Raw genomic sequence first — 26,394 nt, forward strand, 5'->3', positions numbered from 1 at the left:
GTGCATTTCCAGTGGTGAGCGCTGAATCTCAGACGGTGAGCCTTCAATGATCAAGAAAGCTCGATGGCATTCTACAGCGCATCATAAGAAATCGGCAAGTGAGAGTCTCTTCGAGGAAACAAAGTTCCAACTCGTCACAAGGTAAGCGTCACGCCGTCCGCCATTGATTTTTGGTTGACATGATGGCGGTAGATCAGGCGGCGAGGCGCTTGGCCTCCCGACGATTCTTCGTCCATGCGGCGGGCGTCAGTTCATGCACCTACTGATTACTCGCTTGCGGCAGACGCGTGAAGATGTCACGCAGGTATTCAAACGGGTCAATGCCTCGGGCTCGGCACGACTCGATGACCGTATACAAAATAGCTCCGCGTTGGCCGGCTTCGGCTTCGCCAATAAAGAGCCAGTTCTTCTTGCCGATGGCGGTTGGCCGGATTGAGTTCTCTACCAGGTTGTTGTCGATTTCCACACGCCCGTCTTCCAGATATTTAATCAACTGCGGCCATTGCTTCAAGGCATAGTTGATGGCTTTGCCCATGTTGCTTTTTGGAAGATGACGACGGCGCTCTTTGAGCTTCGTAAGCACTTTTCCTATTCGCTCGACGATCATTCGACTCTGACTGGCGCGCACGGCTTGACGGAGGCGTGGCCCTGCCTGCTGTCCGCGCAGCTTCCTCTCAATGCGGTAAAGATGTTTGATCTGCAGGAGGATAAATCCAGCGTGTTGCGGTGCTTGTTCTTTCGCATCGTAAAACTTGCGCCGCACATGCGCCCAGCATCCAGCCAGTTCGATCTGTCCGGCTCTGCTTCCGGCGAAGGCCGGGTAAGCGCCGTAACTATCGCATTGCACTTTGCCGGTGAAGTCGACCGGAATGATGTTGTCCAGGCACGCGGCTGCGCGACTGGTGGCCCATTCAAAGAACACGTCGCCGCCAGGCTTGTTGCATGCCCAAAGATATCCCTGGCGCGTCTGGTCATGTCCGGGACTTAGATACTCAATGGGCGTTTCATCAATCTGCACATAACTTCCCGCCAGCACGCCTTTCTTGATGTCGGCATAGATCAACTGCAGCCAGTCAGTGGCCAATCCCATCCATCGTGCCATGCTTTGGCGCGGGATATGAACGCCGTGCCTCCTGGCAAAGATTTGCTCCTGCCGATACAACGGAAGGTGATCGCAATACTTGCCCACGATGATTTGCGCCAGCAATCCGGGCGCGGCAATGCTGCGTTCCTGCAATGTGTTGAGCGGGGCGATCACCGGCGGCAGCAACGGCGCATCGCGTCGCACATACTTGCGCCGGATCAATCGCCGACGAAAGAACTTCGCTGGCTGATAGTCGAGTTGTTCAGTAACTTCCTCTCCAATTTGACGCCATTGCTCAGGCTCAGCCGTAACCTCCACCGGATCGATAACTTCCTCCTCCGCAGGAAGGTTCTGCGGCACGCGTGGCTCACGGCGAGAACGCGTGGTGCGTCGCTCGTCATCTTTACTGCTCTTCCCGATCTCAGCCTCCAAGGTGCCTGAAGCGGCCCCGGAGGCGTCGTGCTTTTTTGCTTCATCTCCGCCTTGTAGTAACAGCATCAATTGGGGCTTCATCCAACTGTTCACTCTTCGCTCCAAAGATTCGCTTCACCAGCAAGTCCACCTTTTCGCGCAACAGTTTGTTCTCCGTTTCAAGCAGTGCGATGCGTGCCTGTTGGGCTTGGTTGCAAGCGAGGACTTCTTGAAGCTGTTGTTCCAACGGCGTCATCGGTGATGAAGTTTTTTAACTGCTGAAAGACCATCCTGCCAAGCTAAAAATAAAGTTTTCACCTCCGCTCTATTGGCATTTAAGCGTTACCCTTCAATCACGCCGATACCATGGGCGCAGCTTCGCTCCATGCAAGTCAACCCCATCGGTGAGCATGGCAAAAGCCTCTGGAGCCAGCAAAATCTTGCCCTCCTGAACCTCACCCGCTCTCGGCCAGCTGAACGTGCCTTTTTCGTGTCGCTTGGTCATCAACCACAAGCCGCTTCCATCAAAATAGAGCACCTTCAATCGCGTATGGCGCTTGTTGCAAAACACGAACAGTGCTCCGCTACGCAGGTCTTCCTTGAGTTGTTCGCTGACCAACGCTGCAAGTCCTTCAAAGCCCCGACGCATATCACAAGGGTTCACGCACACCCACACCTTCAAGCTGCCGGTGAAACTCAGCATGGCTTTTGTAACAAAGTGAGAAGTTCCACCACCAGTGGCAACTGATGTCGATGCAGCACCTCCACGCAGGCCCCGCCCGGCAAGCGCACCTGCAACGCCGCTGGTGCCGTCGCGCACCGTGGGACCGACACCACCGCTTCAACAAAGTTGCCGGGTGCCTGCACTAATCCACGCTCCGCCACGCCGGAATGCGTCTGGCGCTTCTGCTGCTGTCTCCAGGAGGCAAAAGTCTGGTAGTTGATCCCGGCCACACGTGCAAACTGGGGCCCACTCAACCCAGACTTTTCGAACTGCTGCAACAACGCCAAGCGTTGGCTGGGTGTCGTCAACACCCGTCCCCGGCGGTCCTGCTTCAAAACCGCCACCGATTCCGTATCAAAGTCACTATCCGTCATAGCCCTACGCTATGACCCATGGTGACCACGCCTCATAGTTCTTTCCAACGGTGAACGGCGTGACGCTTACGTCACAAGTGCAACCTTCTCTTGTAATGCTGTCTACTGCTGCATGCATAAAGTTCTTCAATCCTAAAAAAACCGCGAAGCGCACTAGGCACTTCGCGGGTTTAAATTGTGGGACTGACCTTACTGATGAAACGGCAGAGACATGCTTGCCTCACCCACAGGCTGAAAGCCTGTATCACGGGTTTACTCGCCGCCAACGGCGTAGCGGGTGAAGCGACGGACGACGATGTTTTCACCGAGTTCAGCGATCTTGGTTTTAATGAGGTCGCTGATGCTGAGCTTGTCGTCTTTGATGAAGGCTTGCTCGAGGAGACAGTTGTCGGCGTAGAATTTGTTGATTTTGCCTTCAACAATTTTCTCTACGACGTTGGCGGGTTTGCCCTGGATCTGGTCACCGGCGATTTCTTTTTCCTTTGCAACGAGGTCGGCAGGAATGTCTTCACGCTGCAGGTAAGGAGGGTTGGCAGCGGCGATGTGAAGGGTGAGGTCCTTGACGAAGTTCTGGAAGTTTTCGTTCTTGGCGACGAAGTCGGTCTCGCAGTTGACTTCGATCAACACGCCGACGCGACCGGCCATGTGGATGTAGCTGGAGATGATGCCTTCTTTGGCTTCGCGGTCGGCTTTGGTGCCGGCTTTGAGAATGCCTTTTTTGCGCAGAATGGTAGCAGCTTCCTCAAGGTCGCCGTTGGCTTCTTTGAGGGCTTTTTTGCAGTCCATCATGCCCGCGTTGGTTTTTTTGCGGAGATTGTTGACGAGTTCAGCGGTGATTTCAGCCATGGGTAATCGATGAAGGTGGAATGTGGTGTTTTGAGAAAAGCACCGCGCTCTGTGGGAGCGCGGTGCGGTGAAGGGAGGAACGGCAAATGAAGCCGACCAGATGATTATTTGGCTTCTTCCATGGCTACAATGATCGGATCAATGAGCTTCTGGAGGATGATGCGAATGGAACGGATGGCGTCGTCATTGGCAACGATCGGGTAGTCGATGAGGTTAGGATCAGCGTTGCTGTCCACCAAAGCGACGATCGGGATGCGAAGGCGGGTGGCTTCGTGAACGGCGATGTGCTCGCGGGCGCTGTCGACGATGACGATGGCGTCAGGCTTGGCGTCCATGTAACGAATGCCTTTGAGGTTGCGCTCAAGTTTGGCTTTTTCGCGGTTGAGGGCGGCGATCTCCTTTTTGGACATGGCCTTGAACTCGGGGAGCTGGGGAAGCTCTTCGAGGTATTTCAAACGGGCGATGCTTTTCTTGATGGTCGCAGCGTTGGTGAGGGTGCCACCGAGCCAGCGGTTGTTGACGAAAAATTGACCGCAAGCTTTGGCGGCTTCTTCAACGGCTTCCTGAGCCTGGCGTTTGCAGCCGACGAAAAGGATGCGCTTGTTTTTGCGGGCGAGATCGCTGAGGAAGGTCGCGGCTTCGTCGATCTGGGTCAACGTTTTCTCGATGTTGATGATATGGATGCCATTGCGGGCTTCGAGGAGGAAACCCTTCATTTTCGGGTTCCAACGGCGGGTCTGGTGGCCAAAGTGGACACCGGCTTCTACGAGTTCAACGAGTTGTTCTTGGGACATGTAATGTTTTTTTGCCGGCAACCCCACTTCAACGGTTTAAGCGGAAGCTCAGTGGACTGATCAGGTTGTTTGGCGGTTTGATTTTGATTAAATCCCCGTGCTGCCGGGCAGGAAGGGGCGTGGAAGGTAGGCGGATTTGAGGGGTTGGCAAGAAAAAGGTGAATGGGCAGGGAATTATTGGGATTGAGGGAAATACCCCCCGCGCATGGGGCGTTGTTTAGGTCCTTTATGAAAAAACTCACGCCTTTGCTCGCGCTTTTTGGTTTTGCCTTGTCTTCCCAGCTCGTTGCTGCGGAGCTGTCCACGGTTCTCGAATTGTGGCCGAAGGGGGCACCTGAGGCGGAGGGATTCAAAATGGAGGCGGAGCATGAGGTGCCGAAGAAGTCGGACACCGATGTGAAGCGGGTGACGAATGTTACGGTGCCGACGATTGCGGTTTACAAGCCGGAGAAACCGAATGGCACGGCGGTAATTGTTTGTCCGGGAGGTGGATACAGCATTCTGGCGATTGAGCACGAGGGAACGCAGGTGTGTGAGTGGCTCAATACTTTGGGGGTGACGGGGATTCTGTTGAAGTATCGGGTGCCGGCGCGGGACAAGGCCGACCCTTCCAAGGTGCCGGTGCAGGATTTGCAGCGGGCGATGGGTTTGGTGCGGAAGAATGCGGAGGCGTGGGGATTCAAGGCGGATCGCGTGGGCGTTTTGGGATTTTCGGCGGGTGGGAATCTGGCGGTGTTGGGATCGTTGCATGCCAATGAGCGCACTTATATGGTCGATCCGGCGTTGGATGTGGAAGATGCGACCCCGAACTTTCTGCTGCCGATTTATCCTGCGTATCTGACGGAGAAGGAAAATGGGTTTGTGTTGAGACCAGAGATAAAGGTGACCAAAACTTCGCCGCCAGTGTTTTTGATTCATGCGCATGATGATCCGGTCACTCCGACCGGCAGCGCGTTGCTTTATCTCGAATACAAGAAGGCGGGTGTGCCGGCTGAGTTGCACATTTTCGCAAGCGGCGGGCATGGGTATGGCATGCGCAAAGGTGACAAGCCGGTGTTCGACTGGCCGCAGCGGGCAGGGGAGTGGTTGCGCAGTGCCGGATGGCTGGAGATGAAGTGAAGAGCTGTTCGATTGTCGTCAGTTTGGTCGAGGGGTGGAGGAGATCAGCTTTCGCCACGCCCGGCGGCCAAGCACCACGGCGGCAATGCCCAGTCCGAGAGCCAGTGGCCACCAGATGCCTTCGACGCCCCATTGCTTGTGGAGTCCAAACCAAAGACCCAGGGGAATGGCAATCAACCAGTAGGCGACGAAGACCATTCGCGCGGGAACTTTGACATCATTGATGCCGCGAAGGGCGAAAACGGAGACGACTTGGAAGCCATCGGCCATCTGGAAAATGGCGGCGATGATGAGCAGTTTGGCAGCGAGTCGGACGACCTCGCTGTCGGCCACGAACTGATGGGCAATCCATGCGCCATAGAAGAAGAACATCAGCATGGAGAGGATCATGAATCCGACGGCAAACAACCAGCCGCTGAGCAGCACCCGTCGTAAGCGGGCATGTTCATGCGGGAGGCCTGAGCCGACGATCTCGCCGACTCGAACGGTCATGGCCATGCCGACTCCAAGGGGAATCATGAAGGTGGTGGAAGCGCAATTGAGGGCCACTTGATGGGCCGCAAGAGGGATGGCACCGAGCGTCCCGATCATAAGGGTGCAGGCAGAGAAGGCTCCGACTTCGGTGAGGAGGTGCAGGCTGGCGGGAATGCCGATGATCAGCAGGTTTTTGAAAGTGGCAATGTCGCAAGGGGCGAGCCAGCGCTTTGGCAGCCAGGGTTTGGCGAAGGCGGCGCGGGTCAGCCATTGGAACATCAGAACGGCGGTGATGATCCTGGAAAGCAGGGTGGCATATCCGGCACCTTCGAGGCCAAAGGCGGGCAGGCCGAGTTTCCCCCAGATGAGGATCCAGTTGAGCAAAATGTTGAGCAACACGCCACCGAGTTGAATCCAAAAGGGAATCCATGGTCGGTTGAGGGCATCGGCGTGACTCTTCCAGGCCATGCCGAGGAGGGCCGGAATGATGGATATGCCGCAGGTGATGAGGAATGTCGGCACCAAGAAAACCACCTCTTCGGGCTGCCGCATGGAGCTGAGAAAGGGAACGATGGCGATTGAACCCAAGGCGGCGAGAAGACCGAAAGCGAGGGCCAGCCAGGTTCCGTGGCGCAGGGCTTTGGCGGCTTCATCGGGCTGATTGGCTCCGTGGGCCTGGGAGACCCGCACGGAGATGGAGCTGAGCAGGCCAAAACCCAACATGAGCGGAACGATCAACAAGTTGGTGGCGATGGTGGAGGCTCCGAGATGCGGAACGCCGAGTTTGCCAATCATGATGGTGTCCGCCAGACCGAGCAGCATTTGGCTCAACTGACCAATGATCAAGGGCAGGGCGAGGCGGAAGGTGAGCCGGCTTTCCGTGGCCAATGAGGGCAGGGGGGATTCGAATTTTTGATTCTGATGGTGGGAAAGTGACATGAAAGAGGGATGAGGAGCGATGGAGCGAGAGGGGGCGAGCTTTTGCGGTGGCACAAAAAAACCACCGCCGCAGTCGCTGGCTGGTGGTGGAGGAAGGGAGGCGGTGGATTGAAGAGGAGAGAAATCAATTACCGCAATCACGCTTCATCACCAGCGCCGCCGACTTATTCAGTCGGGAGGCAGAAGAGGCGAGATTGGGCGTGGGGCTCATGGAAAGGTGAGGTTGGTGCCATCTGGGGGAGCGCTTGTCAAACGGGTTGTGGCAGTGGTCGGGACGGGGAGGCGTTGTTTTTTGCATGACGCTGGGGCTTTGATTACGTATGATGAGTGTTCAACCTGCTCACGCTTATGAAATCCCTTGTTGTTGTATTCTGTGCTCTGGTGGTGTTGGGGCTGACGGGTCATGCGGCTGAAGAGGTGCCGCGTGAAGAACCACAAACACCTGCCGTGGATGCACGTCTGCCTGGGGTGGTATTGTCGGAAGGGATCAGTCAGATTACTGGCACGGCGGTGAGTCCTTTGTTGGGCATGAGCGCCGTGGGGGCGTGGAAGTATTTTAACACGCCGGCGGATCAGCGGCATTTGTTGCCGTGGTATTGTCATCATTGGGTGTGGGGTTCGTTTGCGGTGGTGCTGGCCTTGTGTTTCACCAAGGATGTGTTGGGCGCGGCGGTGCCCGCATTGGTGAAGAAGCCGCTGGATTTCGTGGAGTTGTTTGAGGACAAGTTGAGTGCGCTGGTGGTGAGCGGTGCATTTGTGCCATTGATCGCCAGCACGATGGCGAAGCTGGAGACGGGTGCGCCAGCGGATGGCGCGGCGGTGTTTTCGGGCGGGATGGGTTATGCGACGGTGCCTATGCTGGCGATGCTTGATGGCTATTGGGCGAAGTTCGCGTTGTTTTTGCCGTTGTGCCTCGGCGGGTTTTTGGTGGTGTGGCTGGCGTGTCATTCGATCAACGTGATCATTGCGATGTCGCCGTTTGGATTGGTGGACATCGCGTTGAAATTGTTTAAAGCGGGGTTGCTGTTGTTGATCACGGCGGCGGCTTTCATCAGTCCGTTTCTGGGATTGCTGGTGTGTGTGCCGTTGATTGTGGTGGCGTTTTTTATCTCGGGCTGGACGTTCCGGTTGACGGTGTTTGGCACCGTGATCGGACTGGATGTTTTGTCGCGCAGGAAGGCGGACAGCAAGGAGGTGCGGGACGGGCGCGGTGTGCTGGCGTTTAATGCGAGGGCGATGGCGAAAGCGCCGGTGCGCAGTCTGGGTCGGGTTTGCAAGGAGGCGGATGGCTCGCTTCGGTTCGAATACCGTCCGTGGTTGGTGATGCCGAAATGTGAGGTGGTTTTGGATGGTCCGGTCAACGGCATCGAGCGGGGCGTTTTGTTCCCGTCGATGATGTGCTGGCAGGCGGATGGTCGGGCTCGGCGGGAGTTGGTGTTGCTGCCGCGTTATGGCAACTGTGTTCCGCAGGTGGCGGCGAGATATGGATTGGAGAAGGTGACGGACAGTTTGCTGGTGCGTGGATTCAACAGTGCGAAGCAAAGGTGGAGTGATGTGATGGCCTTTGTGACGGGAAAACCGAGGCTGGCGGAGTCGCAGATGGGGTGACTGAGTTCCTATTGCATCAAGGTAGAAACCTTATTTGGCGCTTATGTGTTTCTGGAGGAGGCGGTGGATTTTCTTGAGATGTCTTGCCAATCCAATCACCTATCAGCGGTCTTTTTACCAAACCACTTTTGTTCGTCTTCCCAACGGTATTCAGTTTGCGCTTCGCGCATCCAGGTGGTGTAGCCTCTGAGGTCAAAATGGGTGGCTTCGAAGCTAGGTCCCCAAAGAATCGAGGCTTCCGTTCTGGAAGGGGATGAGGTGTCGACACCAAATTCAGTAATTCGATGACAGAGGGGTTCGACGCATTGATGCGTAAGGTTGTTCTGTAAGTGAAAATCCACCAAAGCAACTGCTTGATCACGGTCATCGGCTCGAACAATAAAATGGGTGTCAGATCCATCGGGACCTTCTGCATCGTGGCCCCAACGAATGGCTAAAAACAATTTCATGGGGGGAGATGTGACACTTGGAAAATTGTGTGGCGGCGGAAGAAATTTGATCTTATGTCAATTTTGGAGCTCAGGCAATGGCGCAATTTCTTCAGATTAGTTCGGCCATTTTTTGTGCGGGCGATAGTTGACATCTAGGTGGGAGATGATGGATAAGGGGTGATGAAGATGGATCGACGAATTGTTAGTGTTGTCGTGATGGTTGGTTTCGTGGGATGGGCCTCAATGATGATGGGGGAGGAACCGGTGACGATTAGGTTGGAGCCGAAGCCGGGCAATTTTGAAGGGGCGGAGGCGTTTGGGCAAATTGCCTGGAAGGATTTGAAGGAAGGAGTGGTGAAGCGTGAGTCGAGCATCATGACCGAGGGGTATTTGCCCCAGGCGTTGGTTCTAGAAAAGATGGCCGACCCGGCTTCGGTGAGGTTGCAGTGGCGGGTGCGGGGAGCCTGGTTCTGGGCGAGTGAAGAGGGGGCTTATGGATTGGGTTTGCCGGTGCACGTTTCGGATTGGGTAAATCTGCATGTGGCCCCTGAGGGTTGGGTGTTGTTGCCGGCATTGGCGTTGCTGGAAGAGGCGGCAGGTTTTCCGGGGACACCGGAGGTGGAGGACGTTGTTAAAGTTTTGCAGAAGGATTACCCCACGGATGAGAAGGGGGATGGGATGGCGAAGACTTTTAAGGATCAGGTCAAAGCACAAGGGGAGGAGGCGGTGATGGGGCAGGTTTTGTATCTGTTGAAGGACATCGAGATTCGCTTTGCTGAGAAGGGGAAGGAGTTTCCTGAAGAGGCTCAGTTGGTCATTCACCTTGAGCCGGGATGTTAGGAGGCTGCCTTTTAGTCATTTCAGCAATGGGCAACTTTGCGACCTAAGATGGATCACGCGCATGAACCTCCGCAATTTCTCGCTCAAACCGAGCAAGGTTTTTGCGATCAAGGTGACGCACGAAAACAAGAGCGACAAAACCAAATGCCGTCACGATGGCGGGGACGATGAAGCGTTCTTTGTCCTGGGATCCATAAATGAGCCTGGACTGTTTAGGGTCTTCAGGATGAGAGATCAAGGTGATGCTTTCAAGGGGGGGATCGCCGGGGATGTCAGACGAGGCGATATAAAAGGTCTTGAGGAAGGTTTTTTCGGGGAACTTTGGAAGTTGAAAAGTCAGATCGTATTCATAACGTTGACCACTCTTGGTAGGAAATCGTCTAAAGTCTTTAACTTCAGCTTCGATGCGTAGACCTTCACGAAGAAGCTTCTGATCTGAGTAGAAATCAATGAGTCCGATCGTTGTTGCGACTGGGCCAAGGACGATGGCGATCCAAATCGCCCAACGAATTTTACGAGATGGGACAGTCCAGCGGCTCATAGTTGGTTGATGAGATAAGGGATGCTTCGAGCCTTTTAAGCAGTCTCAACTCCAGCAGGTCCATATCATGACGGTTCCGCGTTGAGGATGGTGTGTCAACTTTGCAAACGAAGCGCCACCTCCAGCGGGAATATCAAACGTGATAGTTCCGTCTGGCGATTCGAATATCGTAGTTTTTGGATCGGCAACCCCGGGCAGCCACGAACCCATTCGGCTACTGCAGATGGCTCTCCGAAGCACGAAACACGTAATCCGCGAGTGAACATTCCGCCCTCAGTGGTGATGGTGAAACTCTCGAGTTCGTGAGGAAAAGGATTCAATCGCGCCCATTCATGGTTAGCGGTCCGTGCGCTCCTCTCAGTGAAATGTGGGTATCCTGGAGGCCCCAAAGTGATGTCCAAGTTATAGAGCAGGGAAACAATACTGATGACGGTCAATGCGAACCCAGCAAGAACACCTCCCACGAAAGATCGTTTTCTTCCATGAGCCATGATTAATAAGGAGTTTTATTCGGATGCTGTTTCAGCCAGGGCTCCGGGCTTGCAATCGCTGTTTCAGGCCGCGTTTTTGTCGACTTTCTTGCGAACCAGTGGTGCGCGTTCGCCTTTGACGACGGCCTCGGTGAGGGTGACGGTGCGGACGTCGCGGCGGCTGGGGATCTCGAACATCACGTCGAGCATGATGCGTTCGAGGATGCTACGCAGGGCACGGGCACCGGTGCCGCGTTTGATGGCTTCGGCAGCCATGGCGACGAGGGCGTCACGGTTGACCTGAAGGTCGACGCCATCAATGCCGAGGAGTTTGGCATATTGTTTGATGAGGGCGTTTTTGGGCTCGGTGAGAACGCGGACGAGTTCTTCCTCGGTGAGCTGCTCCATGGGAACGAGGACAGGGAGTCGACCGATGAATTCGGGGATGAGACCAAAGCTGAGGAGGTCTTCGGGCTGGACGTCGCGTTTGAGGGCGTCGTCGCTTTCTTCACGAAGAGAGAGGCCAGCGCCGTAGCCCATGGTTTTCTGCCCGCGTCGACGACGGATGATTTGTTCGAGTCCGGTGAAGGCACCGCCGCAGATGAAGAGGATGTTCTGGGTGTTGACCTGGATGTATTCCTGCTGGGGATGTTTGCGTCCGCCCTGGGGGGGGACGTTGCACATGGTGCCTTCGAGAATTTTGAGCAGGGCTTGCTGGACGCCTTCGCCGCTGACGTCGCGGGTGATGCTGACGTTTTCGGTTTTGCGTCCGATTTTGTCGATTTCGTCGACATAAATGATGCCGATCTCGGCGCGTGCGACATCGTAGTCGGCAGCCTGGAGGAGGCGCAGGATGATGTTTTCGACGTCTTCGCCGACATAGCCGGCTTCGGTCAGGGTGGTGGCGTCGGCGATGCTGAAGGGGACGTTGAGGACTTTTGCCAAAGTTTTGGCGAGCAGGGTTTTGCCGCAGCCGGTGGGACCGACGAGGAGCACGTTGCTTTTCTCGATTTCGACGTCGGTGTATTCGTTGATGGCGGCGGTTTTGCGTTCGTTGCCTCCTGCCTGGGTGCTGAGGATGCGTTTGTAGTGGTTGTGAACGGCAACGCTGAGAACTTTTTTGGCCTGGTGTTGACCGATCACATGCTGGTCAAGGGTGGCCATGAGGTCGGCGGGTTTGGGCACGACGAGGGGCGGAAGGGAGTCGAGTTCAGTATTGGCCTCCTTGTCGAGGATGGATTTGCAGACCTCAATGCAGTTGTCGCAGATGTAAACTCCCGGGCCGGCAATGAGCTTTTTCACCTCGGCGTGACTCTTGCCACAGAAGGAGCAGATGGTGAGGTTGGAAGCGCGGGCCATGGCGGAGAAGGGGAGGGGAAGGTGGTTCGAGGTCTTGCTTTTGACTGTGACATGGGGCGCAAAGGATGCGCAAGTGATTTATAAGGTGAGATAAGCAGGCGGTGGGCCAGTGATGAGGGTGGAAGACGAAAGAAAGAGGGAAGGATGGGGCAACGTTTGTGTCTGACTTATGAAATTGATACGTATCGCAGTGCTGGTTCTGTTGTGTTCTTCTGCCCGCGCGGAGGAGGGATTTGTCGATCTTTTTAACGGGAAGAATCTGGACGGCTGGATGGTGGTGCCGGAGAATCCGAAAGTTTGGACGGTGAACAAGGGGGAACTGGCGCGCAAAGTGCAGTCGAGCTACTTGTGGACGGAGAAGCAGTATGGCGATTTTGTTTTGGAGCTGGAGTTTAAGGTGACTCCGGGTTGTAACAGCGGATTGTTTTTCCGCACGGACCCGAAGAGCCCGGTGCAGGGTGGGTTTGAGCTGCAGATCATGGACTCGCATGGCAAGAAGGAGCTGGGCAAGCACGACTGCGGGGCGCTTTATGATGCGAAGCCGGCAATGGTGAATGCGGTGAAGCCGGTGGGCGAATGGAACAAGATGCGGGTGGAACTGAAGGGGCCGAAGTTGGTGGCGTATCTGAATGGGGAGAAGATTCAGGACCTGAGTCTCGACGACTGGACGACGCCGAAAATGAATCCGGACGGTTCAGAAAACAAATTTGAAAAGGCCCTGAAGGATTTGCCAAGGACCGGACACATCGGGTTTCAGGATCACGGTCATGATGTGTTTTACCGGAACATTCGGATCAAGGAATGAGGGGCGTTTACGGCGGCTGGCGGTTGTTCGCCTTAGATATGTGCAACTGCTTAGCCGCGTTTCTACTTGGATGTGCCAATGCACAGGATTTGTTCGACACGCTCAGGTCTGAAATTTTCGAGGTCTTCTTTGCGGAGCCATCCACGACGCAGGCAAGTGGCGAAGGTTATCTCTAGACAATTATAGCTGTATTGAAAGATGGTTTGGAGGTCGCGACGCCATGCTCGAATTTTTAACTCGTAAGCCCAGAGTTGGTCGAGAGTGGCTATTTTATGGCTCCTGTGGCGATCAAGAAATTCTTCGGTTGCTTTAGAAAGGGCTCGATCAAAAATGATCCGGGCGGCCTTCTTTTCGGCGGGAGACCAAGGAATGCTCATCGGCGCGGGGACATGCGAGAGGGCTGAGTGGAATTGAATCTCGCAAACGTGCGGGTTCCCGGCAAGATGCCGGGAACGACACGCAAGATGCGTGTGCTACCCTGGGACATTGACCTCCGGTTACTTGTCTTCGCCACCTGAGGCGACACCGACGGCGGCGTCTTCGGGTGGGAGGAAGGCTTTGAAGCGGTTTTTGTCGATGGCTTTCATGTAGGCCTCCATCGGGCTGATGTAGCCGTCGCGGAGCTTTTCCCAGATGGCTTCGTCCATGAACTGCATGCCGAGGGCTTTGCCACCGATGATGACGTCGTAGAGTTTCTGAGTGGCACCTTCCCGGATGATGGCTCCGACGGCGGGGGTGGAGACCATGATCTCGTTGACGGCGGCGCGACCTTTGCCGTCGGCTTTTTTGACGAGGAGCTGGGCGACGACGCCGCGCAGCGAGGCGGCGAGCATGGTGCGCACCTGGCTTTGCTGGTCGGAAGGGAAAACGTCGACAATACGGTCGACGGTTTTGCGGGCGTTGTTGGTGTGCAGGGTGCCGAAGACCAACAGGCCGGTTTCGGCGGCGGTGAGGGCGAGGGAAATGGTTTCGTAGTCGCGCATCTCACCAACGAGCACGATGTCGGCATCTTCACGAAGGGCGGCGCGCAGGCCGTCGGAGAAGGTGGGGGTCTGGATGGGGACCTCGCGCTGGGTGATGATGGATTTTTTGTTGTTGTGGACGAACTCGATGGGTTCTTCAACGGTGATGATGTGACGGTTGAAGTTGGAGTTGATGTAGTCGATCAGCGCCGCAAGGGTGGTGGATTTGCCGGAGCCGGTGGGGCCAGTGACAAGCACGAGGCCGCTGCGCATGTGGCCAAATTCCTTGACGACAGGGGGGATGTTGAGTTGCTCGAGGGAGGCGATTTTGGTGGGAATGATACGGAACACCGCGCCGTAGCCGTGAAGCTGGCGGAGGTAGTTGCAGCGGAAGCGGGAGTCGACGTCCATCTGGTAGGCAAAGTCGAGGTCGCCTTTTTCCTTGTATCGTTCCCAGGCGCGCGGCTCACAGATCTCGCGCATCATGGTTTCCAGATACTGCTCGTTGAGGATCTCGTTGGTGATGGGTTTGATAGAGCCGTGGACGCGCACCTTCGGCGGTTGTCCTTGGGTGAGATGGAGGTCGGAACCGCCGAGTTCAATCAGCTTTTGGAAATAGGCGTCGATGATGGGCATATCGGGAAAGGATAAAGGATGAAGGCTAAAGGATAAAGACTGAGCCGCGTATTGCGGGGGTGGGGAGTGAATTTAAATTCAAAATTTAGAATTCATCATCTCGCCCGCAGGGCGGGGCGGTCAGCTTTCGAGGAATTTGCGCATGCTTTGTTTGTCTTCGGAGCGGCCGAAGCATTCGTCACGGCTGATGTAACCCTGGCTGTAAAGGTTTTGCAGGGAGTCATCCATGGTGACCATGCCGACGGCCTTGCCGGTTTGCATGATGCCAGGGAGCATGAAGGTTTTGCCTTCACGAATGCAGTTTGCCACAGCGGGGGTGTTGACGAGGACTTCGAGGGCGAGGACGCGTCCGTGTCCATCCTGGCGGGGAACGAGCTGCTGGGAGACGATGCCGCGCAGGGATTCACTGACCATGATGCGGATCTGATCGCGCTGGTCGGAGGGGAAAACGTCGAGCACACGATCGAGGGTTCGTGGGGCGTTGCCGGTGTGCAGGGTTCCGAGCACCAAGTGACCGGTTTCTGCCGCAGTGATGGCGAGGGAGATGGTCTCCAAATCGCGCATTTCACCGACCATGACGACGTCCGGATCTTCACGCAAAGCTCCGCGCAGGGCGGCGGCGAAGGATTGGGTGTGGGTGCCGACTTCGCGTTGATTGACGTGGCAACCTTTTGGGGTGAAGACGAATTCGATAGGGTCTTCGAGAGTGATGATGTGATCGTCGCGGTCCTTGTTCACCTCATCAATGAGCGAGGCGAGGGTGGTCGATTTGCCGGAACCGGTGGCTCCAGTGACGAGGACGAGACCGTTTTGGAATCGGGTCAGGGTGCGGCAGGTCTCGGGAAGGCCGAGCTCTTCAATGGAGCGAATGCGGGTGCTGATGACGCGGAACACCATGTTGATGCCGAGACGCTGTTGCACGACGGAACAACGGAAGCGGCCAAATTCGGGTGAGTAGGCAAAGTCGACGTCGCCGCGTTTCTCGAGCGTCTTGATGTGGTTTTGGGCCAGGAAGGCGTAGGCGAGTTTTTCGGCGTCTTCGGGTCGGATGTTGGCGGCATTTTGCCAGATGGGCTGGAGGGTGCCGTAACGACGCCACATGGGCGGGGAGCCGGTGGCGATGTGAAGATCGGAGCAATCGTATTGCTGGGCGAGCTTGAGGTAGTCGTCGACGGAATTGAGGGTGGAGACGACGGAACTGTCGGGATTTTCGCTGGTAACAACGGCAGCGGGTGAACTGTCGTCATCAGCGACCACAGCAACAGCAATGATTTCTTCTTCTTCGGACTGGCTCATTCGATGGGATCGGGCTTGTATAATGGGGAATTATTGGAATTGGAATGGGATGACGCCGGTTTGGGCGTTTGAAACTTGTCGAGATACTGCATGGCCAGCGGCATGGCTTTTTGGGTGGCGAGGGCGAGCAGCGGTTCACGTGCGAGTCCCCAAGCGCTGCCAATTAGAATGCCCGCAATGGTTCGCCTTTTTGTAGCGGATTTGGTTGAAGTGTCACGACTATTTTTCCTCGGGCCTGAAAAGAGCATGCGGGTGAGCAGGAATCCGCCGATTGCGGTGCCTGCGAGGACCCAAACACCGTGCTTTCGAACAGTGTTTTCGACGATGGAGCGCGGACTGAGTCGTTCCCGCGCGTGGTTGATGCCGAGATGAAGAGAGGACCGCGATTCTGCGAGAGCGAGAAGGGCCTGTTTCTTTAGGATTTCTTTGTTTGGTTTGCCAGCCATGTTCGGTCTTTTTGGAGTTCGTTGATGGAGTCGGCAAACCAAAGTGCGGATTTGATGCGTGCCAGGGCGACAAGGAAACAGATCAACGCGAGAACAAGTTGTGCGCCTGCAAGGATAAAGATCGCTTTGAGCGGACTCCAGCCGGTTTGTTCGATGATGAGCGCAGCGAGTCCCGCAGTGAGAAGCAACCAGCCGGTCAGGGCGATGATGCTGCCGAGGATCGTGAAGATGACGACCCGGAGGAGTATTTGAAGGGCCTCCTGAGTTTCAATGCTGAGGAGCAGACCTCTGGCTTCGATGTAACGGAGAAGGGTGGCACTGATCCCTCCCATGGCCATGGGAGGGGTGGATGGGGCCGATGCCGGCGCGGCGGGTTCCATGCGCGGTTAAATATGTTAGGGTCTTTACTGCCGGTGGGTCGCTGGACGCTAGGGTCTAGCGCTTTTTCAAGATGACACCGAGAATGATGCCAACGCCCAAGGCGGCAAGAAGAGCCTGGAGGGGTTTTTCGCGGGTGTATCTTTCAGCTTCGGCGGTGTAGTCGAGCGCCTGGCTGCGTGCATCGGTCCAGGTTTTGTCGGCGTAATCTTTGACCTGATGGGCTTTTTCCCCGGCGGTTTCGCGGAACTCATGAGCTTTTTGTTCGGCAGCACCACGGAATTCCTGGGCTTTGGCCGATGCGACACCACGAAACTCTTGAGCTTTGGCGGTCGCGGCGGCGCGAAGTTCTTCAGCGGCTTTTTTGGCGCTGGCTTTGGCGGCAGCGAAAGGGTCGGTTCCTGGAGTTTCAGCGGCGGGTTCGAAAGGATGTTGGGTTTCGTCGGACATGATCGTGTAAGTAGTAAGGTTGTGGGAAGTGTTTTTCGATTCCTGAGGTAATACAGCAGCATCCGAGGGTTTTTGCCAAGGAAAAGTTGTGCCGTGTAGTTGAGGATTCGGATTTGTGACAACTGGTGGATGTCTGGGTTCACTTTCTGTTTGTGGGGAGGCGGGAGAGACGCATACTGAGCAACAATTCATTGTTCTTTCATGTGCGGCATTTACGGTTTTGCAGGTTTTGATGAGGAAGGTCTTTTGGACCGGATGGGGAAGGTGATGCAGCATCGGGGGCCTGATGGTCGGGGGCAGTTTCGTGCGCCGGACGGGGTGCGGTTTGCAATGGGTATGCAGCGGCTTTCGATCATCGATCTGGAGGGCGGATGGCAGCCGGTTTACAACGAAGATGGATCGGTGGCGGTTTGTTACAACGGGGAGACCTACAATTATTTGGAGCTGCGCGAGGAGTTGGTGGCGAAGGGGCATGTGTTTGCGACGCATAGCGATACGGAGTGCTTGGTGCATGGGTATGAGGAATGGGGGATTGAGGGGTTGCTGAAGCGGATGAACGGGATGTTTGCGTTCTGTTTGTATGATGCGCGGAGGCGGGAGTTTTTTATTGCGCGGGATCGCTGCGGGCAGAAGCCGCTTTATTATTACTACCAAAACGGGAAGTTCGTTTTTGCGTCCGAAGCGAAATCGATTTTGCAGAGCGGGCATGTGTCGGCAGAGCCGAATTTGCAGGCGATTGATCCGTATCTGACGCTGCGCAATGTGCCGGAGCCGCAGACGATGTTTAAGAACATCAACATCCTGCCGGTGAGTCATTACATGCGTTTTGCGGTGGCGGAGGGAAATTTGAGTATCAAGAGGTATTGGGAGGTGCCATTGCTGGATGCGGGGACCGCGACCTATCGGTCGGATGGGGAGTATTTGGAGGAGCTGAATGCGCTGTTTCATGACGCGGTGAAACTGTGCATGCGCAGTGATGTTCCGGTGGGGGCGTATTTGAGCGCGGGGGTGGATTCGTCCCTGACGGTGGCGGCGATGACGAGGTTTTCATCGAACATCAACACTTATTCGCTGGGGTTTGACTCGCCGGTGGATGAGACGCCAGCGGCGCGCGAGACGGCGAAGTTCTTGGGGACGAATCATCATGAGATCATTTGTCAGCCGGAGGATTTTGATTTGTTGCCGAAGATTGTCTGGCACATGGACCGGCCGGTGGGCGATGCGTTGTTGATTGCCTTTTATAAACTGGCGCAGGGGGCGGCGAAGGATTTGAAGGTGGTGCTGGGTGGAGAAGGGGCGGATGAGGCGTTTGCCGGGTATTCGTTTCAGGGGGTGATCACCAAGGTGCAGAAGATGCGTCGCAAGCTGCCGTGGGTGACTTCGGCGGCGGCGCCGGTGTTTGCAGCAACGCCAACGGGGGTGTTGAACAAGTTTTTCACCTTTCCGGCGGATTTGGGGAGTCAGGGGAAGAAGCGGGTGGTGGAGTTTTTGCGGCGCTACAACGGTCGGGACTTGAACGAGAATTTTAATGCGCTGAGAACGTTGTGGTCGGAGGACGAGCGATCGGATGTTTACACCAGTGGGTTCAAACATCTGGCGACGGAGCAATGGATGGCGAAGGAGCGGGAGCAGGACAAGAAGGGGCCGTTCTTGGACCGGCTGTTGAAGCTGCAATATGACGAGTGGTTGCAGGATTGGGCCTTGATTCGCCAGGACAAAAACACCATGGCGCACAGTCTGGAGTATCGGCTGCCGTTTTTGGATCACCGGATGATTGAGCTGGCGTTCAGGATGCCGGCGCATCTGAAGATCAACAAAGGCACGGACAAGTTCATCGAACGTCAGCTGGCGGACCGGGTGTTTCCGCCGCACATTGCGCGGAGGCCGAAGATCCCGTTTTACATGCCGGTCGAGTATTTTTTGGACAAGCCGCAGTTCCGGAACTTGGTTGCAGATACGTTAAATGAGTCAGCAATCAAGAAGCGGGGCTACTTTGAACCAGCCAAGGTGAAGGCGTTGATCGATAAAATGCATGCAACGCGGGAGTTCATTTACTGCAAACAGGTGGTTTCGCTGCTCATGTTGGAGTTGTGGCACCGGGTTTTTGTGGACAAGTCCTATCGTTTTGACTGATAGTGGCGATCATGAGGCTCAACATGAAAGTCAGTCCATTTGACAGGGTATTGAAGTCGTGTTGAGTCAAACTCCTTCCATTTTTCCGTTATCCTTTTATCTATGTTGAAAGAACTCAAGCAGCGTGAAGCTGAGGGGCGCCCCATTCAAGTTGGCTTGGTGGGAATTGGGTCCATGGGCAAGGGGATCGCCTTTCAAATTGCCAAAACCCCCGGCATGAGGCTCTCGTTCATCGCGGATCGTGATCCGGCAGCGCTGGCCAAGGCAGGGGAGGTTTACCCGCACGAGACGCATTTGACATTGGATGCGATGGCGGCATTGAAAGATCAAAACATCCCTTGTGATGTGCTGGTGGAGGCGACCAACTCGATCATTGGAGCTTTCGACTACTGCATGGCGGCGATTCAACGCAAGGCCCATTGTGTGCTGATGAATGCGGAGGTGGATGCGATTCTTGGGTTTCTTTTGCATGCCGAGGCGAAAAAGCACGGGGTGATTGTGACGAGCGATTCGGGGGATCAGCACGGGGTGCTGGCGCGCATGATGAATGAGATTGAGATGTGGGGTTTCGAGATCGTGCAGGCCGGCAACATGAAAGGGTTTCTGGATCGTCATCGCGACATGGAAGGAACGGTGGAGATTGCGAAGAAGCTGGGTTTGAGCACCCAGCAGTGCCTGGCTTACACGGACGGCAGCAAGCTGAACATCGAGATGTCGATCATTGCCAACGAGTATGGATTGACGCCGGTGGTCCCGGGGATGGAAGGTCCGAAGGCGACCAAGATGCAGGATGTGATTGAGGTGTTCGATTTCGAAAAATATGACGGGAAGGGGCGGGTGGATTACATCCTGGGTGCCAGCGAACATGGCGGCGGGGTCTATGTGGTGGCGAAGACGGAGAGCACGTTCGAGCAGGGGTATCTGAACTATTACAAAGTGACAAACAAACACCCTTATTATGTGTTTTTCCGTCCCTACCATCTCTGCCACATTGAAACGCCGCGTTCGATTGCGCTGGCCTGTCTTTATGGCAATGCCGTTTGCACCATGAGCAAGGGGCGGGTGACGGACACCTATGCGTATGCGAAGAAGGATCTGCAACCGGGGGATCGTATTCGGCACGCGATTGGCAGCGATGAAGTCTATGGTTTGATTGATGAGGCGAAGAAGGCCGATGCCGCAGGTCATGTGCCCCAAGGTGTTCTGGATGTAGAGGACTCGGAGGCGCGTCCGGTGTTGAAGAGGGCGGTGAAGATGGATCAGCCGCTGACCTGGGATGATGTGGAAATTCCTGCCGGCCGCATGGCGGATCTTTGGGAGCAACAGAAGTCGCTGCTGGGCATTGCCTGAGTGTCGGTGCTTTGGAGACAGCGAATGAGCTTCATGAAATGACAACCGTGAGCAACAAGCATGTAGTCATCCTTGGCGGCGGGCCCTGCGGACTTTATGCCGCGCGGGTTTTGAGCCGGGTGGGGGTGAAGGTGACGTTGTTGGAGAAAGATCTTCAGCCGGGCGGGTTGGCGACTTCGCACAAGCGTGGGGAGAACTGGTATGACCTGGGCTGCCACATGCTGCATGAGTTTGACAAAGAAATCTTTGAGGACATCATGGATTTGATGGGCGATGAAAGCATCCCGGTGCAGTTGGATGCGAAGATTCGCTGGGCAAAGAACTTTTACCGGTATCCGCTGCAATTCCAGGACATGATCAAAGGCATTCCGCTGCCGCTGCTGGTGTTCTACACGGCGGGATTGTTTTACGCGCAGTTCCGCAAGACGCTGGTTCCATGGACTCCCAAGAACGCGGAACAGGCACTGATACAACTTTACGGGTCACCGCTCTACCGGTTCTTTTTCCGGGACTTCACGCATCGTTACTGGGGCATTCATCCGCGAGAGCTCTCGGCCACATTCATCACCACCAAGATGCCACGTTTGAGCGCGGTGGATGTGTTGAAAAAAGCTTTGGGCAAGGTGGGGGTGAAAGACAAGGAGGTGAGGGCGGTGGACAGCGCGTTGCATGAGGAGACGCTGCATTATTCGAAGCGCGGTGCGGAGGCGATGCCACGTGCGTTGGTCAGAGGGATTGAGGAGGATGGTGGAGTCGTGGTGTTGGGGGCGGAGGTCAGCAAACTGATGATGATCGATGGTCGCGTGAGCGCGGTGCAGTATGTCAAAGATGGTGAGACTATTGAGATCGCCTGCGATGAGTGCATTTCGACGATCCCGGTGCCGTGGTTGGTGAAGCGTGCGGAACCAGCCCCGCCGCAGGAGGTGATGACAGCCGCAGAAAAATTGCGGTTCAAGCCGATTGCAATCTATGGCCTGTTGGTGAACAAACCGCAGTGTTTTGATGCGCTGTATATTTATTATCGGGACCGGATGTTCCATCGTGTGGGCGAGCCGAAGAATGCAGGGTTGAAAGTGACACCGGCGAACCACACTGTGCTGATTGTGGAGACCACTTGTGAGATCGGGGATGACAAGTGGAAGGGGACGGACGAGGTGAAGGCGAAAATTTTTGCGGATTTGGAGAAGGAATCGATCTGCTCCAAGGATGACATCGTTGAGGTGCATTTGCTGCATGGTGAAACGGGCTACCCCATTTTTGCCCTGGGCTTTGAGCCTCATCTCGAAGAGGTGATGCAGTGGGTGCGGCGGGTTCCAAACCTGCAAAGCACGGGTCGGCAGGGTGGCTTCAAATATCCCAACATGCATGCGGCGATGCGCATGGGAGCGACGGCGGCCCAGACCATCTTGCAGAAGTGGGAAAAACCAAAATCATGAAAGCAGATCCATTCAAACTTCGTGTGGCGGCCATGTTGGGTTTTCTGGGCGTTTCGCTTGGTGCCATGGGCGCTCATGCCATGGAGGCAAGGTGGCTGGCGGAACTTTCTGCGGAGGATGCAGCACGTCGGATCGATGTGTGGGGAACGGCGAGCTTCTATCACATGGTCCACGCAGTGGTGCTGATGGTGATGGCCTATGTGTTTCCGCGTGAGGAGCAGGGCCGCTGGACCTGGGGTTGCATGGTTTTGGGCGTGGTGATTTTTAGCGGCAGTTTGTATGGCTATTGCTACACTGGCATCAGGTGGATGGGTGCGGTAACTCCGTTTGGCGGATTGTTGATTATTATTGGCTGGCTTCTGCTGGCACTTGGGGCGGGCAAAAAGGCAGCGGTCTGAATAATGGATCATGCGCCGACCTTACGCAGCCATTCTTCGAGGTTGTAGTAATTCGTGATGCGGCTGACTTTGCCTTCGCGAATCTCGAAAAAGGCACCGACCCGCAGGTGGTAGGTCTGGCCGGTGGCGGGGGGCAGGCCTTCGTCGGTGTTGAGGTAGGTGCCATCAATAAAGAACTCTGCGGCGGCGCGGGTGCCGTCGTCATTGGCGAAGACTTGCAGGTCGACGACCTGCTCGCGATAGCTGTGGTCCATGCGTTTCAGGAAAGTGCGGAAGGTGGAGACGCCAATTTCACAACCGCCCTGATTGAGATCGTGCTGGACGTCGTCCGTCAGCAATGCCAAAAACGCCTCGCGGTCACCAGTGTTGAAGGTCTCATAATAGCGGGTGATGAGGGCAAGGGTAAGTTCGCGCGGAGTGGCCATGGTGGGCAGTGTGGCGACGGCAGGTGAATCGTCAACCTGATGGTTGCTGGCGCGATCAATCCCAACGGTTGATCGCCGCATTTTCAAAGCGCGCGGGTGAGGAACTTGCGCTCGCCTTCGAGCAACAGGGAGTCCGGGACTTTTTCGGCGATTTCAAATGCGCGACGGGGGTCACCGCCTGCGTTGAGGAGGCCTGAGAGAACCGCACGCTGGCCGGGCTGGAAGTAGTCGGGGGTGAGGTCGGCGAGGGCGGTGCGCAGGTCGTCGATGTTCTGTTGCCGGTAGGCCGACATGGCATTGAGGAGTTGACGAATGGCCGGTGCGATGGAGTCGGCGATTTTTGGATCGGAGAGTTTGAGAGGAATGGTTTCGATTTCCACTCCAAGAAGGAGTTTGAGGTAGAGTTGTTTTTCCTTGTGATAGTGCAGGGTGGGGTCGGTTTCGACGAGGTCGTTGAGAGTCTTCAGCATGCCTTCGGAATCATTCTGACTGGTTTGAATGCCGAGCACGGCTTCCAAAAGGGCGACGCGGTGTTGGGGAAGGTTGGCACCGGTTCGAAGCGCCTCAAGGGCGGCGGTCGGGTGGCCCATGCTGTCCGCGATGGCGCTGATGCGGCGCACGCTGCGAATGTCCCTGGCGGCGGTGGCAAATTTGGCGGCATCGAGAAGGTGGCGGCTGACCACTTCAGCGGATTCACCGAGGCCTTTGGAAATTCGCGCGTTGAGAAGGGAAAGGTCGGGAGGCGAGATGGGAAGGCTGGTGGCGGTGCGGATGGCATTGCGCAAAACGGTCCACTGTTCGGTGGCAGCCAGGGACTCGACGTAAAGGGAGAAAAACTCGCGCAACTTCAACACGCGGTCCATGGGCAACTGCTCAAGGACGCGCGGATGTTCGTTGATCGACTGCAGCATGAGAAGATAGGGGATGCGGTCAGCGGGGGATTTGCCCTCAAGTTCGGCCTCCTCCCTTGCAAAGACGGCGGCGCGGTCATCGGGATGGCGCTCCAGCATGCGACCGAGGAGTGAGTATCGATGCCGGGAGTCGGCCTTGGGGTTATTCTTCAGGATGTCGAGCAGTTCCGCGAAGTTTTGGGGGGTGAGTCGGGTTTCGCGAGCGAGCAGGTCGATGGCGGCGAGGTTGGCATCGGTATCGCCGCGGGCGAGTTCCCATAGGTTGTCGATGGCAGCGTTCTGGACTTCGCTCAAAGGATTGCGGAGGTCGAGGACGGAAAGTTTGAGGCGGCTTTGAGGATCATCAGGGTCCATGCGCAGGGCTTGTCGCATCACGGTGGCGGCCTCGGCGGTGCGGCCTTCGATGTTGAGGATGCCGGCCTCGATTTCCAATGCGGGCTTGGTGGTGCGCTCAGCGGGAGGAATAGTCGCGAGCAATTGGCGGGCTTCCGAGGATTTGTTGAGCTGGAGATAGGTTTGGGCGGTGTCGATGCGATCCTGGGTGGTGGCGGCACCGAGATCAATGAGTTGCTGCCAGAATTGCAGGCTGCGTTCGGGATCGCTGTTCGTTTTGCGCATGAAGAGGGCGATCCCGCGGATCACTTCGGGTTCACTGGACGCTTCAAGATAGGCCTTGCTGTAGAAATCGGATGCGGTCTGCCATTCTTCGACTTCCAAGGCAGCGTCGGCCTTTTCCAGGAGACCGAGTGCTTTGTAGCGATGATAGAGACGGCTGATGTCAGGCCAGGCAATAATCGCGGCGACGATGGCAACGACGATGAGTCCCGAGCCGAAGACGGTGACGAGAAACCAAGGAAATCCGGTTTTTGTTGTGGAGCCCGACTTGGCAACAGGCGTTTGGATGTGGTCTGGCTCGGGTGATGTTGGCGATTCCTGCGGGGCATTCATGAGCGCGATGAAGAAGAGGTGGAGACGCGGTCAGGGTTGGCTGAGATCGAGAACCAGGCGGAACCCGATGTGGGGAAGAGCAGTGTCTTCAGTAAAATGTTGTCGGGCAGAACTGAGGGCGTCGGCCTGCGCAGAAGTGATCCATGAACTGCCGCGCACGACGCGTTCACCAGCAGCACCGGGCCAGGGATCGCTGCACCATTCGGCAACGTTGCCGGCGAGGTCGTGAAGGTTGAAGGTGTTGGGGGAGAAGGATCCGACTGGGGAGGTGTAGGAAAAATTGTCGGCATAGCCGCTCATGCGTCCGGTGTCGAGATTGGCGCTGAAGGTGGGGGGCGGCCACTGACTGGTGCCCCAAGGGTAGTCCACCGTGTTGGAACCACTCTTGCTGGCGGGATCGGTGCCGGCTTCATCTTTCAAGCCGACCGCGACGCTCCATTCGGCATCGGTGGGGAGGCGGTAGCGTGCGTTGGCAGGAATGAGATTGGATTCCCTGTCAGTGGCGGTGAGCCATTCGGCGAAGTCGTTGGCCTCTTGCCAGGTGACGTTGACGACGGGATGGCTGGGCTGGATGACGAAGGTGGGGCGACGTGTCCAGCTTTTGCCGGTGGCTTTCTGGGCGGCCTCGTAGTCCTGGACGCGAACTTCGGTTTCACCCATCAGCATGCCCGGAGCCCCGAAGGGGTGGAATTTCATGCCGAGTTTGTTGGTATAGGCGTCGGTGGAGGTGGCGGGTTTGAGGGAAGCTGGGTCTGGCAGTTCGACTGGCGTGCTGCTGTCGCTTTGGGCGCGGCGTGCTTCCAAAGACTGGCGCATTTTGGCGACTTCCTCAGCGCTCACATCGGGAGCCGTGTTAAGCATGGTGATCTGTTGCTTGTCTTCTTCCGCGCGGGATTTTTGCTGGTTGGCGAGGAAGGTGGCGGTTTCGCGCTTGTCTTCAAAGATGTAGCGGAAACCGATGCTGGGCGCGCGAAGGTCGGCGGAAACCAGGTAGCGGTAGTTGGAAGTGAGGCATTCTTTGCGGAAATACATCCAAGAACCACCGCGCAGCAGGGCGGCGGAGTTGATGGGGTCTTCACGGTCCCACGCCCATTCCCAAACGTTGCCCGCGAGGTCGTGGAGCCCTTGGGGTGAGGGGTCGAAGGCACCGACAGGCGAGGTGTAGGGGTGGCCGTCGTCGGTGCCATTGATTTCATAGGAGTTGAAGTTGCCGGCTTTGGCAGGTGGCGGCCATTGCAGGCCCCATGGGAAGCTGCGGGACTCGTCGATTTCCTGCGCACTGGTGAGCGAACGTTGGGTTTGGGCGGAAGCGAGTCCGACGGCGGCGTCCCATTCACGATTGGTGGGGAGCCGGTAAGATTGAAATTCGGTGATGGTGCCGCTGGCGCGTTCTTTCTCGGTCAACCAGCTGCAGAAAGCGGCGGCATCTTGAAGGGTGATGTTGACGACGGGGTGGTCGCCCGTTTGAGGGAAGTGCGGTTTGTGGTCCCACTGATATCCGCTTTCCGAGACAAAAGCGGTGAAGTCGGACACACGAGTTGGATAGGCAGCAAACAGGACGGGCGTGCCTGGGACGGGCCGCAAGGGCATCTTTTGGCTGTTTTCGTGCGCCTGGAGTCCAACAAGCGGCGCGGGCTCGGGCTGCTGGCTTTGGCCAGGGATCGAAAACAACGGTGTCAGCATCAAGATAAACACCAACACAGCGCTGGGTGGGGAACGATGGGGGACAGATGGGGCGGTTTCGGGAGTTGGAGCAATCATGAACAAATATGGTCGCAGGAAAGTCGTGGCATGGACGAGATGGTA

The 26,394-nt window shown here is 56.2% G+C and carries 25 protein-coding genes and 1 pseudogene; 8 read left to right on the plus strand and 18 right to left on the minus strand.

Going from position 1 to position 26,394, the window contains the following annotated elements:
• Nucleotides 1-259 precede the first annotated feature (259 nt).
• The 5 genes and pseudogenes from tnpC to rpsB all read right to left on the minus strand — a co-directional run bounded on the left by tnpC (nt 260) and on the right by rpsB (nt 4,233).
• Nucleotides 260-1,751: pseudogene (gene tnpC, locus FEM03_RS19280) on the minus strand (IS66 family transposase).
• Nucleotides 1,752-1,844: 93 nt separating this feature from the next.
• A complete protein-coding gene (gene tnpB, locus FEM03_RS19285; protein WP_138087937.1) occupies nt 1,845-2,198 on the minus strand; it encodes an IS66 family insertion sequence element accessory protein TnpB in 354 nt (117 codons plus the stop codon).
• Nucleotides 2,192-2,593: an IS66 family insertion sequence element accessory protein TnpA gene (gene tnpA / locus FEM03_RS19290; RefSeq protein WP_138087938.1), complete on the minus strand. Its 402-nt coding sequence runs from the start codon at nt 2,591-2,593 to the stop codon at nt 2,192-2,194. Before tnpA ends, tnpB begins: the two co-directional genes overlap by 7 nt.
• A gap of 252 nt (nt 2,594-2,845) precedes the next feature.
• Nucleotides 2,846-3,439 carry a translation elongation factor Ts gene (gene tsf, locus FEM03_RS19295; RefSeq protein ID WP_138087939.1) on the minus strand — a complete coding sequence of 198 codons (594 nt, stop codon included), beginning with the start codon at nt 3,437-3,439 and terminating at the stop codon, nt 2,846-2,848.
• A gap of 104 nt (nt 3,440-3,543) precedes the next feature.
• Nucleotides 3,544-4,233 carry a 30S ribosomal protein S2 gene (gene rpsB / locus FEM03_RS19300; protein WP_138087940.1) on the minus strand — a complete coding sequence of 230 codons (690 nt, stop codon included), beginning with the start codon at nt 4,231-4,233 and terminating at the stop codon, nt 3,544-3,546.
• A 228-nt stretch (nt 4,234-4,461) separates the two neighbouring features.
• Here rpsB and FEM03_RS19305 point away from each other — a divergent pair, with 228 nt between their 5' ends.
• The gene (locus tag FEM03_RS19305) at nt 4,462-5,352 is read left to right on the plus strand and encodes an alpha/beta hydrolase (RefSeq protein ID WP_138087941.1); all 891 of its coding nucleotides are present in this window, start codon (nt 4,462-4,464) and stop codon (nt 5,350-5,352) included.
• An 18-nt stretch (nt 5,353-5,370) separates the two neighbouring features.
• Here FEM03_RS19305 and FEM03_RS19310 read toward each other — a convergent pair whose 3' ends face one another.
• The gene (locus FEM03_RS19310) at nt 5,371-6,765 is read right to left on the minus strand and encodes an MATE family efflux transporter (protein ID WP_138087943.1); all 1,395 of its coding nucleotides are present in this window, start codon (nt 6,763-6,765) and stop codon (nt 5,371-5,373) included.
• Between the two features lie 348 nt (nt 6,766-7,113).
• On the opposite strand from FEM03_RS19310, the gene FEM03_RS19315 reads away from it, so the two are divergent.
• Nucleotides 7,114-8,373 (plus strand): hypothetical protein, encoded by a 1,260-nt coding sequence (locus tag FEM03_RS19315; protein ID WP_138087944.1) that lies wholly within the window; start codon nt 7,114-7,116, stop codon nt 8,371-8,373.
• A 95-nt stretch (nt 8,374-8,468) separates the two neighbouring features.
• On the opposite strand, the gene FEM03_RS19320 is transcribed toward FEM03_RS19315, so the two are convergent.
• Nucleotides 8,469-8,822, minus strand: a complete 354-nt coding sequence (locus FEM03_RS19320) for a hypothetical protein (RefSeq protein WP_138087945.1) — start codon at nt 8,820-8,822, stop codon at nt 8,469-8,471.
• Nucleotides 8,823-9,017: 195 nt separating this feature from the next.
• On the opposite strand from FEM03_RS19320, the gene FEM03_RS19325 reads away from it, so the two are divergent.
• Nucleotides 9,018-9,644 carry a hypothetical protein gene (locus FEM03_RS19325; protein ID WP_138087946.1) on the plus strand — a complete coding sequence of 209 codons (627 nt, stop codon included), beginning with the start codon at nt 9,018-9,020 and terminating at the stop codon, nt 9,642-9,644.
• Nucleotides 9,645-9,687: 43 nt separating this feature from the next.
• Here the strand turns inward: FEM03_RS19325 and FEM03_RS19330 are convergent, their stop codons facing one another.
• Together FEM03_RS19330 and clpX are read right to left on the minus strand one after the other, a co-directional pair.
• Nucleotides 9,688-10,185: a DUF3592 domain-containing protein gene (locus FEM03_RS19330; RefSeq protein ID WP_138087947.1), complete on the minus strand. Its 498-nt coding sequence runs from the start codon at nt 10,183-10,185 to the stop codon at nt 9,688-9,690.
• Between the two features lie 554 nt (nt 10,186-10,739).
• Nucleotides 10,740-12,014 carry an ATP-dependent Clp protease ATP-binding subunit ClpX gene (gene clpX / locus FEM03_RS19335; RefSeq protein WP_138087948.1) on the minus strand — a complete coding sequence of 425 codons (1,275 nt, stop codon included), beginning with the start codon at nt 12,012-12,014 and terminating at the stop codon, nt 10,740-10,742.
• 169 nt (nt 12,015-12,183) lie between these two features.
• Between clpX and FEM03_RS19340 the strand changes: the two genes are divergently transcribed.
• Nucleotides 12,184-12,819: a 3-keto-disaccharide hydrolase gene (locus tag FEM03_RS19340; protein WP_138087949.1), complete on the plus strand. Its 636-nt coding sequence runs from the start codon at nt 12,184-12,186 to the stop codon at nt 12,817-12,819.
• Between the two features lie 62 nt (nt 12,820-12,881).
• On the opposite strand, the gene FEM03_RS19345 is transcribed toward FEM03_RS19340, so the two are convergent.
• The 6 genes from FEM03_RS19345 to FEM03_RS24540 all read right to left on the minus strand — a co-directional run bounded on the left by FEM03_RS19345 (nt 12,882) and on the right by FEM03_RS24540 (nt 16,987).
• On the minus strand, nt 12,882-13,196 hold the full coding sequence (locus FEM03_RS19345; protein WP_138087950.1) for a hypothetical protein: 315 nt from the start codon (nt 13,194-13,196) through the stop codon (nt 12,882-12,884).
• Nucleotides 13,197-13,316: 120 nt separating this feature from the next.
• On the minus strand, nt 13,317-14,417 hold the full coding sequence (locus FEM03_RS19350; RefSeq protein WP_138087951.1) for a type IV pilus twitching motility protein PilT: 1,101 nt from the start codon (nt 14,415-14,417) through the stop codon (nt 13,317-13,319).
• Between the two features lie 120 nt (nt 14,418-14,537).
• Nucleotides 14,538-15,713, minus strand: a complete 1,176-nt coding sequence (locus FEM03_RS19355; protein ID WP_138087952.1) for a type IV pilus twitching motility protein PilT — start codon at nt 15,711-15,713, stop codon at nt 14,538-14,540.
• Complete coding sequence (locus FEM03_RS19360) at nt 15,710-16,159, minus strand: hypothetical protein (protein WP_138087954.1); 450 nt, start codon at nt 16,157-16,159, stop codon at nt 15,710-15,712. The genes FEM03_RS19355 and FEM03_RS19360 overlap by 4 nt, the downstream gene beginning before the upstream one ends.
• Nucleotides 16,129-16,539 (minus strand): phage holin family protein, encoded by a 411-nt coding sequence (locus FEM03_RS19365; protein ID WP_138087956.1) that lies wholly within the window; start codon nt 16,537-16,539, stop codon nt 16,129-16,131. Before FEM03_RS19365 ends, FEM03_RS19360 begins: the two co-directional genes overlap by 31 nt.
• A 55-nt stretch (nt 16,540-16,594) precedes the next feature.
• Nucleotides 16,595-16,987 (minus strand): ElaB/YgaM/YqjD family protein, encoded by a 393-nt coding sequence (locus FEM03_RS24540; RefSeq protein ID WP_166443004.1) that lies wholly within the window; start codon nt 16,985-16,987, stop codon nt 16,595-16,597.
• 201 nt (nt 16,988-17,188) lie between these two features.
• On the opposite strand from FEM03_RS24540, the gene asnB reads away from it, so the two are divergent.
• From asnB to FEM03_RS19390, 4 genes are all read left to right on the plus strand, one after another.
• Entirely contained in the window at nt 17,189-19,120 is a 1,932-nt protein-coding gene (gene asnB / locus FEM03_RS19375; RefSeq protein WP_138087958.1) for an asparagine synthase (glutamine-hydrolyzing), read from the plus strand.
• Nucleotides 19,121-19,222: 102 nt separating this feature from the next.
• A complete protein-coding gene (locus FEM03_RS19380) occupies nt 19,223-20,470 on the plus strand; it encodes a homoserine dehydrogenase (protein WP_138087959.1) in 1,248 nt (415 codons plus the stop codon).
• A gap of 38 nt (nt 20,471-20,508) precedes the next feature.
• The gene (locus FEM03_RS19385) at nt 20,509-21,906 is read left to right on the plus strand and encodes an FAD-dependent oxidoreductase (RefSeq protein ID WP_138087960.1); all 1,398 of its coding nucleotides are present in this window, start codon (nt 20,509-20,511) and stop codon (nt 21,904-21,906) included.
• Nucleotides 21,903-22,304 carry a DUF423 domain-containing protein gene (locus FEM03_RS19390; RefSeq protein WP_138087961.1) on the plus strand — a complete coding sequence of 134 codons (402 nt, stop codon included), beginning with the start codon at nt 21,903-21,905 and terminating at the stop codon, nt 22,302-22,304. Before FEM03_RS19385 ends, FEM03_RS19390 begins: the two co-directional genes overlap by 4 nt.
• 8 nt (nt 22,305-22,312) lie before the next feature.
• On the opposite strand, the gene FEM03_RS19395 is transcribed toward FEM03_RS19390, so the two are convergent.
• The 3 genes from FEM03_RS19395 to FEM03_RS19405 form a co-directional block, all read right to left on the minus strand.
• A complete protein-coding gene (locus tag FEM03_RS19395) occupies nt 22,313-22,729 on the minus strand; it encodes a ketosteroid isomerase-related protein (RefSeq protein WP_138088027.1) in 417 nt (138 codons plus the stop codon).
• A gap of 83 nt (nt 22,730-22,812) precedes the next feature.
• Complete coding sequence (locus FEM03_RS19400; protein ID WP_138087962.1) at nt 22,813-24,588, minus strand: tetratricopeptide repeat protein; 1,776 nt, start codon at nt 24,586-24,588, stop codon at nt 22,813-22,815.
• Nucleotides 24,589-24,618: 30 nt separating this feature from the next.
• A complete protein-coding gene (locus tag FEM03_RS19405; protein WP_138087963.1) occupies nt 24,619-26,349 on the minus strand; it encodes a formylglycine-generating enzyme family protein in 1,731 nt (576 codons plus the stop codon).
• Nucleotides 26,350-26,394 lie beyond the last annotated feature (45 nt).

It is taken from the genome of Phragmitibacter flavus (assembly GCF_005780165.1).
GTDB lineage: Bacteria > Verrucomicrobiota > Verrucomicrobiia > Verrucomicrobiales > Verrucomicrobiaceae > Phragmitibacter > Phragmitibacter flavus.

What these genes read in the sequence shown, in the direction of transcription:
- tnpB (WP_138087937.1), bottom strand. Translation starts at nt 2,198, where the DNA reads ATGCTGAGTTTCACCGGCAGCTTGAAGGTGTGGGTGTGCGTGAACCCT.
- tnpA (WP_138087938.1), bottom strand. Translation starts at nt 2,593, where the DNA reads ATGACGGATAGTGACTTTGATACGGAATCGGTGGCGGTTTTGAAGCAG.
- tsf (WP_138087939.1), bottom strand. Translation starts at nt 3,439, where the DNA reads ATGGCTGAAATCACCGCTGAACTCGTCAACAATCTCCGCAAAAAAACC.
- rpsB (WP_138087940.1), bottom strand. Translation starts at nt 4,233, where the DNA reads ATGTCCCAAGAACAACTCGTTGAACTCGTAGAAGCCGGTGTCCACTTT.
- FEM03_RS19305 (WP_138087941.1), top strand. Translation starts at nt 4,462, where the DNA reads ATGAAAAAACTCACGCCTTTGCTCGCGCTTTTTGGTTTTGCCTTGTCT.
- FEM03_RS19310 (WP_138087943.1), bottom strand. Translation starts at nt 6,765, where the DNA reads ATGTCACTTTCCCACCATCAGAATCAAAAATTCGAATCCCCCCTGCCC.
- FEM03_RS19315 (WP_138087944.1), top strand. Translation starts at nt 7,114, where the DNA reads ATGAAATCCCTTGTTGTTGTATTCTGTGCTCTGGTGGTGTTGGGGCTG.
- FEM03_RS19320 (WP_138087945.1), bottom strand. Translation starts at nt 8,822, where the DNA reads ATGAAATTGTTTTTAGCCATTCGTTGGGGCCACGATGCAGAAGGTCCC.
- FEM03_RS19330 (WP_138087947.1), bottom strand. Translation starts at nt 10,185, where the DNA reads ATGAGCCGCTGGACTGTCCCATCTCGTAAAATTCGTTGGGCGATTTGG.
- clpX (WP_138087948.1), bottom strand. Translation starts at nt 12,014, where the DNA reads ATGGCCCGCGCTTCCAACCTCACCATCTGCTCCTTCTGTGGCAAGAGT.
- FEM03_RS19340 (WP_138087949.1), top strand. Translation starts at nt 12,184, where the DNA reads ATGAAATTGATACGTATCGCAGTGCTGGTTCTGTTGTGTTCTTCTGCC.
- FEM03_RS19345 (WP_138087950.1), bottom strand. Translation starts at nt 13,196, where the DNA reads ATGAGCATTCCTTGGTCTCCCGCCGAAAAGAAGGCCGCCCGGATCATT.
- FEM03_RS19350 (WP_138087951.1), bottom strand. Translation starts at nt 14,417, where the DNA reads ATGCCCATCATCGACGCCTATTTCCAAAAGCTGATTGAACTCGGCGGT.
- FEM03_RS19355 (WP_138087952.1), bottom strand. Translation starts at nt 15,713, where the DNA reads ATGAGCCAGTCCGAAGAAGAAGAAATCATTGCTGTTGCTGTGGTCGCT.
- FEM03_RS19360 (WP_138087954.1), bottom strand. Translation starts at nt 16,159, where the DNA reads ATGGCTGGCAAACCAAACAAAGAAATCCTAAAGAAACAGGCCCTTCTC.
- FEM03_RS19365 (WP_138087956.1), bottom strand. Translation starts at nt 16,539, where the DNA reads ATGGAACCCGCCGCGCCGGCATCGGCCCCATCCACCCCTCCCATGGCC.
- FEM03_RS24540 (WP_166443004.1), bottom strand. Translation starts at nt 16,987, where the DNA reads ATGTCCGACGAAACCCAACATCCTTTCGAACCCGCCGCTGAAACTCCA.
- asnB (WP_138087958.1), top strand. Translation starts at nt 17,189, where the DNA reads ATGTGCGGCATTTACGGTTTTGCAGGTTTTGATGAGGAAGGTCTTTTG.
- FEM03_RS19380 (WP_138087959.1), top strand. Translation starts at nt 19,223, where the DNA reads ATGTTGAAAGAACTCAAGCAGCGTGAAGCTGAGGGGCGCCCCATTCAA.
- FEM03_RS19385 (WP_138087960.1), top strand. Translation starts at nt 20,509, where the DNA reads ATGACAACCGTGAGCAACAAGCATGTAGTCATCCTTGGCGGCGGGCCC.
- FEM03_RS19390 (WP_138087961.1), top strand. Translation starts at nt 21,903, where the DNA reads ATGAAAGCAGATCCATTCAAACTTCGTGTGGCGGCCATGTTGGGTTTT.
- FEM03_RS19395 (WP_138088027.1), bottom strand. Translation starts at nt 22,729, where the DNA reads ATGGCCACTCCGCGCGAACTTACCCTTGCCCTCATCACCCGCTATTAT.
- FEM03_RS19400 (WP_138087962.1), bottom strand. Translation starts at nt 24,588, where the DNA reads ATGAATGCCCCGCAGGAATCGCCAACATCACCCGAGCCAGACCACATC.
- FEM03_RS19405 (WP_138087963.1), bottom strand. Translation starts at nt 26,349, where the DNA reads ATGATTGCTCCAACTCCCGAAACCGCCCCATCTGTCCCCCATCGTTCC.